At 61.4% G+C, this 7,654-nt stretch carries 8 protein-coding genes; 7 read left to right on the top strand and 1 reads right to left on the bottom strand.

Features of this window, described 5'->3' with window-relative positions; translation table 11 throughout:
- Window positions 1-520 (top strand): tRNA (adenine(22)-N(1))-methyltransferase (locus GIW04_RS25170; RefSeq protein ID WP_236479304.1); only part of this gene is annotated, 520 nt, incomplete at its 5' end.
- A 77-nt stretch (window positions 521-597) separates the two neighbouring features.
- Entirely contained in the window at window positions 598-897 is a 300-nt protein-coding gene (locus GIW04_RS25175; RefSeq protein ID WP_034136037.1) for a DUF3144 domain-containing protein, read from the top strand.
- Here the strand turns inward: GIW04_RS25175 and GIW04_RS25180 are convergent.
- Window positions 867-1,406: an AAA family ATPase gene (locus GIW04_RS25180; protein WP_120248951.1), complete on the bottom strand. Its 540-nt coding sequence runs from the start codon at window positions 1,404-1,406 to the stop codon at window positions 867-869. The genes GIW04_RS25175 and GIW04_RS25180 overlap by 31 nt on opposite strands.
- A 131-nt stretch (window positions 1,407-1,537) precedes the next feature.
- On the opposite strand from GIW04_RS25180, the gene GIW04_RS25185 reads away from it, so the two are divergent.
- The 5 genes from GIW04_RS25185 (at window position 1,538) to GIW04_RS25205 (ending at window position 7,633) form a co-directional block, all read left to right on the top strand.
- On the top strand, window positions 1,538-2,164 hold the full coding sequence (locus GIW04_RS25185; RefSeq protein WP_003192671.1) for a glutathione S-transferase family protein: 627 nt from the start codon (window positions 1,538-1,540) through the stop codon (window positions 2,162-2,164).
- Between the two features lie 235 nt (window positions 2,165-2,399).
- Window positions 2,400-4,130 carry an OPT family oligopeptide transporter gene (locus GIW04_RS25190; RefSeq protein ID WP_120248950.1) on the top strand — a complete coding sequence of 577 codons (1,731 nt, stop codon included), beginning with the start codon at window positions 2,400-2,402 and terminating at the stop codon, window positions 4,128-4,130.
- Window positions 4,131-4,239: 109 nt separating this feature from the next.
- Window positions 4,240-4,980: a BPL-N domain-containing protein gene (locus GIW04_RS25195; protein ID WP_094773804.1), complete on the top strand. Its 741-nt coding sequence runs from the start codon at window positions 4,240-4,242 to the stop codon at window positions 4,978-4,980.
- A 138-nt stretch (window positions 4,981-5,118) separates the two neighbouring features.
- A complete protein-coding gene (locus GIW04_RS25200) occupies window positions 5,119-6,525 on the top strand; it encodes an amino acid permease (RefSeq protein WP_120248949.1) in 1,407 nt (468 codons plus the stop codon).
- Between the two features lie 22 nt (window positions 6,526-6,547).
- Window positions 6,548-7,633, top strand: coding sequence for a GlxA family transcriptional regulator (locus GIW04_RS25205; protein WP_034136032.1), 1,086 nt, complete (start codon window positions 6,548-6,550; stop codon window positions 7,631-7,633).
- Window positions 7,634-7,654 lie beyond the last annotated feature (21 nt).

The raw sequence follows: 7,654 nt of genomic DNA on the forward strand, positions 1-7,654 counted from the left end.
CAACCGTACCGTGGCCGACAACGGCCTGGCGCAGCACATCACCGTGCGCCTGGCCGATGGTTTGGCGGCGATTCAAGCCGGCGATGACATTACCGCTGTCAGCCTGTGCGGCATGGGCGGCGAGACGATCCGCGACATTCTCGACAGCGGCAAGGCGCACCTCAATGGCCGGGAACGCTTGATCCTGCAACCCAACGGCGGCGAGCAACCCCTGCGCCAATGGTTGATGGACAACGGCTACCAGATCCTGCACGAGGAGCTGCTGCGGGAAAACCGCTTCTACTACGAAATCATCGTCGCCGAACGCGCCGAGACGATGACCTATACCGCCGAGCAACTGTACTTCGGCCCGCTGCAAATGCAGGCGCGTAGCGAGGATTTTTTGGCGAAGTGGCAACGTATATTGCGCGAGAAACGCAAGACATTGGCCAGCCTCGAACAAGCGCGGCAGGCGGTGCCCGAGCAAAAAGTGCAGGAGATCGTGCAGCAGGTGAAGTGGATCGATCAGTTGCTCGCCTGAGCGACATCTCCCACATTAGAACTGTGATCCCCGGATATGCTCCAATAGCCGCATCATCAGCTCACCAGGAACCCGCCATGGCCGACACCACGGACCAAGCCTTCTACGACCGGGCAGACGCCCATATCGAACTGTCCAACGAACAGCTCAAGACCTGCGAAAGTCTCGGCGAGGTCAGCGCGTCAATGATGTTCGGCACCACACGCTTCAATGCCTGGGCCAGTGCGCGCAACTTCAAGTCCGGCGCCGAAATGGCGGATGCGCGGGAAGCGATGTTGAAGTATTTCTGCGACCAGTACCGGATGATGCTTGAGGATAACCTGGATGATCACATCAATAATTTCAGTCAGTACATGCGGGTGAACCCACAGGGTTGATCTGCGCATTTCAGGAACTCGTCTACTTCCTGTGCGTTGCGCAAGTGAATCACTGGAATCTGCGGCCCGATGTTCATGCGCGCCGCTTCAATGCCAGGTCGGCTCACCCGATCGTAGTTCCAGCAAAAGCTCAGGAAGTTCAGAAACTCCCTGTCCAGTTTCTCCTTGCAGCCTGCGGGCTTATCTGCACGCGGCCGGTCCAGCAAGCTGCGCATAAGCACTCGTCGCAAGCAGGTGGTGCGAGGTATGTCGAGCCATATGATGAGGTCTGCGCGCGGCAGGCGTAGATCGAAAGTCCGTCGGGCGTAATTGCCTTCACAGACCCATCGGTCCGATGCAATCGCTTGCCGGACCCGCGCGCGGAAGACCTCATTGTCGACCTCCACCCAATTAGGCTCCCAGAACAATCTGTCCAGATGCACTACGGATAAATTCAGGCGCCTGCCAAGGTCGCGGGCCAGGGTTGATTTGCCACTGCCTGCGTTACCCAGTATCACGATGCGTTGCATGTGCAGTCCTTTGCTGTGGAACAGTCGAGCCTTGAGCGATATTACGTGATTTGCTCTTTAGGCGAACAACATTCAGGGCACTTCACCTCCGACGTGTAGTCTTCTGCTTATCCCTAACGGAGCTGTCCGCTATGATCACTGTCCATCACCTCAACAATTCTCGCTCACAACGCATTCTCTGGATACTTGAAGAACTGGGCCTGCCCTACGACATCAAGCGCTACCAGCGTGACGCCAAGACCAACCTGGCGCCGCCTGAACTCAAGGCCATCCACCCCCTGGGCAAATCCCCGGTGATCGAAGACGGTTCCCGCGTGCTGATCGAATCTGCTGCGATCATCGACTACCTCATCCGCCGCCACGGCAACGGCCAACTGCAACCCGACCCGGCCACCGACGCCTACGACAGCTATGTGCAATGGCTGCATTTTGCCGAAGGCTCGGCCATGCTGCCGCTGATGCTCAACCTCTACGTCGGACGCCTGGGTGAAGCGGGTGCACCGCTGCATCCGCGGATCGAATCGGAACTGGCCAACTACCTGGGCTACCTGAATGATGTGCTGGGCCACACGCCGTACCTGGTGGGCGACGCACTCAGCGGCGCGGATATCCAGATGAGCTTTATCGGCGAAGTCGCCCAGGCCCAGGGCAAATTGCAGGCCTACCCGAACCTCGCGGCGTGGCTGCAAAAGCTCCAGGCGCGCCCGGCATACCGCAAGGCGGTGGAGCGGGGCGGGGAATACGCGTTCGCCAAATAGCGGGCCCACCGACACCGCCTCCTGTAGGAGCGAGCTTGCTCGCGAAAAACGTAAACGATAACGCGTGTTTCCTGGATGAACGCGGCGCCTTTGGGTTTTTCGCGAGCAAGCTCGCTCCTACAGAAGGTGACCGGGGCTTGTCCCTTACCGGTTTAACCCGCTTTGGCAGGTGAACCTTCGAGTCTCCCAGCGCTCACTTAAGAGGTGGCACTGGCTTTTCTCGAAAGGAATCTGCATGCACTCCACCTCGTCAATCGCGCCTGTAGAGCGCGAACTGAGCCTGCGGGCGGTCATCACCGGGATCGTGCTGGGTATCCTGCTGACCCCCTCCAACGTGTACGCAGGCTTGAAGATCGGCTGGTCGTTCAATATGTCGATCATCGCCTTGCTGATCGGCTATGGCCTCTGGCAGGGCCTGGCCAAGCGTTCCGGTGAACACCTGCCGTGGACCCTGCACGAGAGCAATATCAACCAGACCGTGGCCTCTGCCGCGGCGTCGATCATTTCCGGCGGGCTGGTCGCGCCTATCCCGGCGTATACCCTGCTGACGGGTAACCAACTGGCAGCGCTGCCGATGATTGCCTGGGTGTTTTCGGTAAGTTTCCTGGGGATCTGGATCGCGTGGTACCTGCGGCCGTCATTGCTCAATGACAAGGCACTGAAGTTTCCCGAAGGCATGGCCACCCTGGAAACCCTGCTGCACATCTACAACCATGGCCGCGAAGCCGCCACGCGCTTGAAAGTGCTGCTCGGCGCGGCGCTGTTGTCCGGGCTGGTCAAGTGGGTGGATACCTTCATGTGGGCCTTCCCGCGCTGGTCGCCGAACGCCCAGTTGGAGCGCCTGACCTTCACCGCCGACCCCTCCCTGCTGTTGCTGGGGTTCGGCGGCATCATCGGCATTCGCGTAGGCCTGACCCTGCTGCTCGGCGCCTTGCTGGCATGGGGCGGGCTGGGGCCGTGGCTGTTGGCCAATGGCTTGGTGAGCCTGCCCGCCGACAGCAGCGGCCCACAATTTGCCGCGCTGGTGGAGTGGCTGCTGTGGCCCGGGGTGAGCCTGATGGTGTGTTCCACCCTGGCGTCCCTGGCGATTCGCCTGTGGGCGTTGCATCGCTCAACCCGAGCGACTGGCGGCACGCCCTGGGCGGTTCCCAAGCCTGGGCCTGCCGTGGGGTTCGCCTTGGCGATCGCGCTGGTGGTGAGCCTGCAAGCGCTGTTGTTCGGTATCAACCTTGGGATGGCGCTGCTGACCATTCCCCTGGCGATCTGCCTGGCCGCCGTGGCGGCGCGGGTGGTGGGGGCAACCGGTATTCCGCCGATTGGCGCCATCGGGCAACTGTCCCAACTGAGCTTTGGCATCGTTGCGCCGGGCCAGGTGCCGATCAACCTGATGAGCGCCAACACCGCCGGCGGTTCGGCGGGGCAGTGCACGGACCTGATGAATGACTTCAAGGTGGGCAAGGCGATTGGCGCGACGCCGCACAAACAGGTTATCGCCCAGATTCTCGGGATTTTCGTCGGCAGCATCGTCGGCGTATTCGCGTACCTGGCGCTGATCCCCGACCCTCAGACCATGCTGCTCACCGAACAATGGCCGGCCCCGGCCGTCGCCACCTGGAAAGCGGTGGCCCAAACCCTGACCCACGGTTTGGATTCACTGTCCCCCAGCATCCGCTGGGCCATCGGCATTGCAAGCTTGTTCGGCGTGCTGCTGGGCATCCTCGACAGCACATTACCCACACACCGCGCCCGCTACCTGCCGAGTGCGGCAGCCTTGGGACTGGCGTTTGTCTTGCCTGCATCGGTGTCGCTGATGATGGCCCTGGGCGCGATCATGACCTGGGCCGTGAGCTGTCGCTGGCCAAGTGTGACGCAGCGCTTTGCGATCACGGCAGCGGCGGGGCTGATCGCCGGTGAGAGTATTACCGGAGTAGGCGCGTCGTTATGGCAGATGCTGGGAAACGGATAAATGGCCGAGCTGGATTTACAACTCTTCACGAATTCAAAAGGCTCATCGTTATAGGCTTGGCGCTGCCACGTCTGGATCAACCCCATTCAACTGACCGTTGAGCCTACCCATGAAACTGCCTGCCCTCGCTGCCACGTTTCTCGCCTTTGCTACGCTGCATCCTTTACCCGTACATGGCGCAGGCCCCATCACCCATGTCGCCATCTACCGTGGCTTGGCGGGTTGCCCGGATTGCTCGGAAAACGTGAAAACCGCCCTGCAGCGCTTGAACCCCAATTACCAGATCGACTTCGTTGGCGCCGACGAACCCATCGACATCACCCCGCAAACCCTGGCGCGCTACGATCTCTACGTGCAACCCGGCGGCGGCCAGGACATCCCGGCCGCCCTCGACAGCCTGGGCGATGCGCGTGCCGAAGCTATCCGCGATTACGTTGCCAAGGGCGGCCGCTACCTGGGCCTGTGCATGGGCGCCTACCTGGCCGACGACAACAACCTCGGCCTGATCCCCCAGGCCCTCGACACCGAAGCCGGCCGTCCCGGTTTTGAAGTGGCCGGCATTGAAGACGCCGCCGTGCGGGTGACGTGGGACGGGCAGCCTGACTCTGTGTTCTATCAGGACGGCCCGTATTTTCCCAAAGCCAGCGCCGCTGCGCCCTACAAGGTCATCGCTACTTACCACAATGGCGATGTGGCGGCGGCGCGGTACACCTACGAACGTGGCGTGGTGGTGCTGAGCGGGCCGCACCCGGAAGCCGGGCGGGAGTGGTTCGAAAATGCCGATATCGAGCTGAGCAAGATGCCGCATGGCGAGCTGTTCGGGTCGTTGATACGCAGCGCGCAAGAGTAGGGCGCGCCGCCCGTTACTTCAGGGTGCCACCATTCCCCATGTCGATATCAGACTCGATGATGGCGTAACCAGGCTACTTGCGCCTGGCCTCGGGCACTTAAGGTGAGGGTCATTGGCCGCCCGAGAACAACAAAAACAATGACTAGCCTCAACTGCAACGATTCCAACGGTCAGCTGGCGCAGGGCTTCAAGCCGCGTCACGTGACCATGTTGTCCATCGCCGGCATTATTGGCGCGGGGTTGTTTGTCGGCTCCGGGCATGCCATCGCCGCAGCGGGGCCGGCGGTTTTACTGGCTTATCTGTTCTCCGGCCTGCTGGTGGTGCTGGTCATGCGCATGCTGGGGGAAATGGCGGTGGCGCGCCCGGACACCGGCTCGTTTTCCACCTACGCCGATCAGGCCATCGGCCCTTGGGCGGGGTTCACCATCGGCTGGTTGTATTGGTGGTTCTGGGTGCTGGTCATTCCCATCGAAGCCTTGGCCGCCGGGCACGTGCTCAACCAGTGGTTCCCTCAGGTCGATGCTTGGCTGTTTGCCTTGGTTTCAATCGTTCTGCTGGTGATCACCAATCTGTTCAGCGTGGCCAAATACGGCGAATTCGAATTCTGGTTCGCCATGGCCAAGGTGATTGCCATCATCGGCTTTATCGGCCTGGGTTTCAGCGTGCTCATGGGCTGGATCCCGGATCGCGAAGCCAGCGGCTTGAGCCGCTTGATGGAAGAACATGGCGGGTTTGCCCCCAACGGCCTGTCGGCGGTGGTAGGCGCGTTCATTACCATCATGTTCAGCTTCATCGGCACTGAGGCGGTGACCATCGCCGCAGCGGAATCGAGCAACCCGGCCCAGAACATCGCCAAGGCCACGCGTTCGGTGATCTGGCGCATCGGCGTGTTCTACCTGTTGTCGATCTCCGTTGTGATTTCCGTGGTGCCCTGGAACGACCCGCTGCTGGCCTCCGTGGGTTCCTATCAGCGTGCACTGGAAATTATGAACATCCCCAACGCCAAGTTCATGGTCGATGTGGTGGTGTTGATCGCGGTAGCCAGTTGCATGAATTCCTCGATCTACATTTCCTCGCGCATGTTGTTTTCCCTGGGCAAACGCGGCGATGCGCCACCGGCACTTAAAATCACCTCGAAGGCGGGCGTGCCCCGGGCGGCGGTGATCGCCAGCACCATCATCGGTGCGGGCGTTACGTTGCTGAGCTACTTCATGCCGGCCGGTCTGTTCCAGTTCCTGCTCGCCAGCTCCGGCGCCATCGCGTTGTTGGTGTACTTGGTGATCGCTATCTCGCAACTGCGTATGCGTCGCTTGCTGCTTCGGCAAAACGTCGAGTTGACCTTTCGTATGTGGCTGTTTCCCTGGCTGACTTACCTGGTGATCGTGTTCATCTGCCTGGCCCTGGGGGTGATGATGGTGACGCCCGAGCACCGCACCGAAGTGTCCTCGACCATTGGCCTGGCGTTGGTGATTTCCTTCATCGGCCTGGTTACGGCGCGCCAGCACAACCGGGCACCCAAGGCGGTGGCGCTGGAACATTCCTGATCACGCCTGTGGGGTAGCGGTGATGGAAACCGAGGCACCTGTTTGCCAGACCATCGGCTTTTTGCTGCTGGACCAGTTCACCCTGATATCGCTGTCATGTGCGGTCGAGCCGCTGCGCATGGCCAACCAATTGGCGGGCGAAGAACTCTACCGTTGGCAAACCCTGAGCCTGGACGGCCAGCCGGTGTGGGCCAGCGATGGCGTGTCGGTGACCCCGGATGCGTGCGCGCAGGACCAGCGCGGCTTCGATGCGGTGATCGTGTGCGGCGGCGTCGGCATTCAACAGGCTATCAGCCCTGCGCTCATCGCCTGGTTGCGCAGCCAGGCGCGCCTGTACTGCAAACGCCTCGGCGCGGTGTGCACCGGCAGTTGGGCGCTGGCCCAGGCGGGGTTGCTCGATGGCTTCCAGTGCAGCGTGCATTGGGAGCTGATGGCGTCGATGCAGGAGGCGTTCACCCGCGTCAAGGTCAGCTCCAGCGTGTTCACGCTCGATGGCAACCGCTTCACCAGCTCCGGCGGCACTGCACCGCTGGACATGATGCTGCACCTGATCGGCCGCGATCACGGGCACACGCTGTCGGCGGCGATTTCCCAGATGTTCGTGTACGAGCGCATTCGCAACGAGCGCGACCACCAACGCGTGCCGCTCAAGCACCTGCTCGGCACGCAACAGCCCAAGCTGCAAGAAGTGGTCGCCCTGATGGAATCCAACCTGGAAGAACCCATCGACCTCGATGAACTGGCCGCCTACGTGCACGTGTCCCGCCGCCAGTTGGAGCGTATGTTCCAGAAGCACCTGTACTGCACGCCATCGCGCTATTACCTCAAGCTGCGCCTGACCCGTGCCCGCCAGTTGCTGATGCAGACGCCCATTTCGATTGTCGAACTGGCGGTGATTTGCGGCTTTGTCTCCACGCCGCATTTTTCCAAGTGCTACCGGGATTTCTTCGGCGTGGCGCCCAGCGATGAGCGCTCGGACATGCGCCTGCATCCGCCGCCTGCGTTACGGCCAGAGGGGCAATCCCTGGCCCCGCAAAAACCCAGGGATGTACTGGAGCAGGCGCGTGACGAGCCGACGTTTGCCACGGTGCAGATTCAAAGGCGATAGGGCTTGGCCCCCTGTGTACAC

Source organism: Pseudomonas sp. PA-4-8C, assembly GCF_021606625.1.
Lineage (GTDB): Bacteria > Pseudomonadota > Gammaproteobacteria > Pseudomonadales > Pseudomonadaceae > Aquipseudomonas > Aquipseudomonas lactis.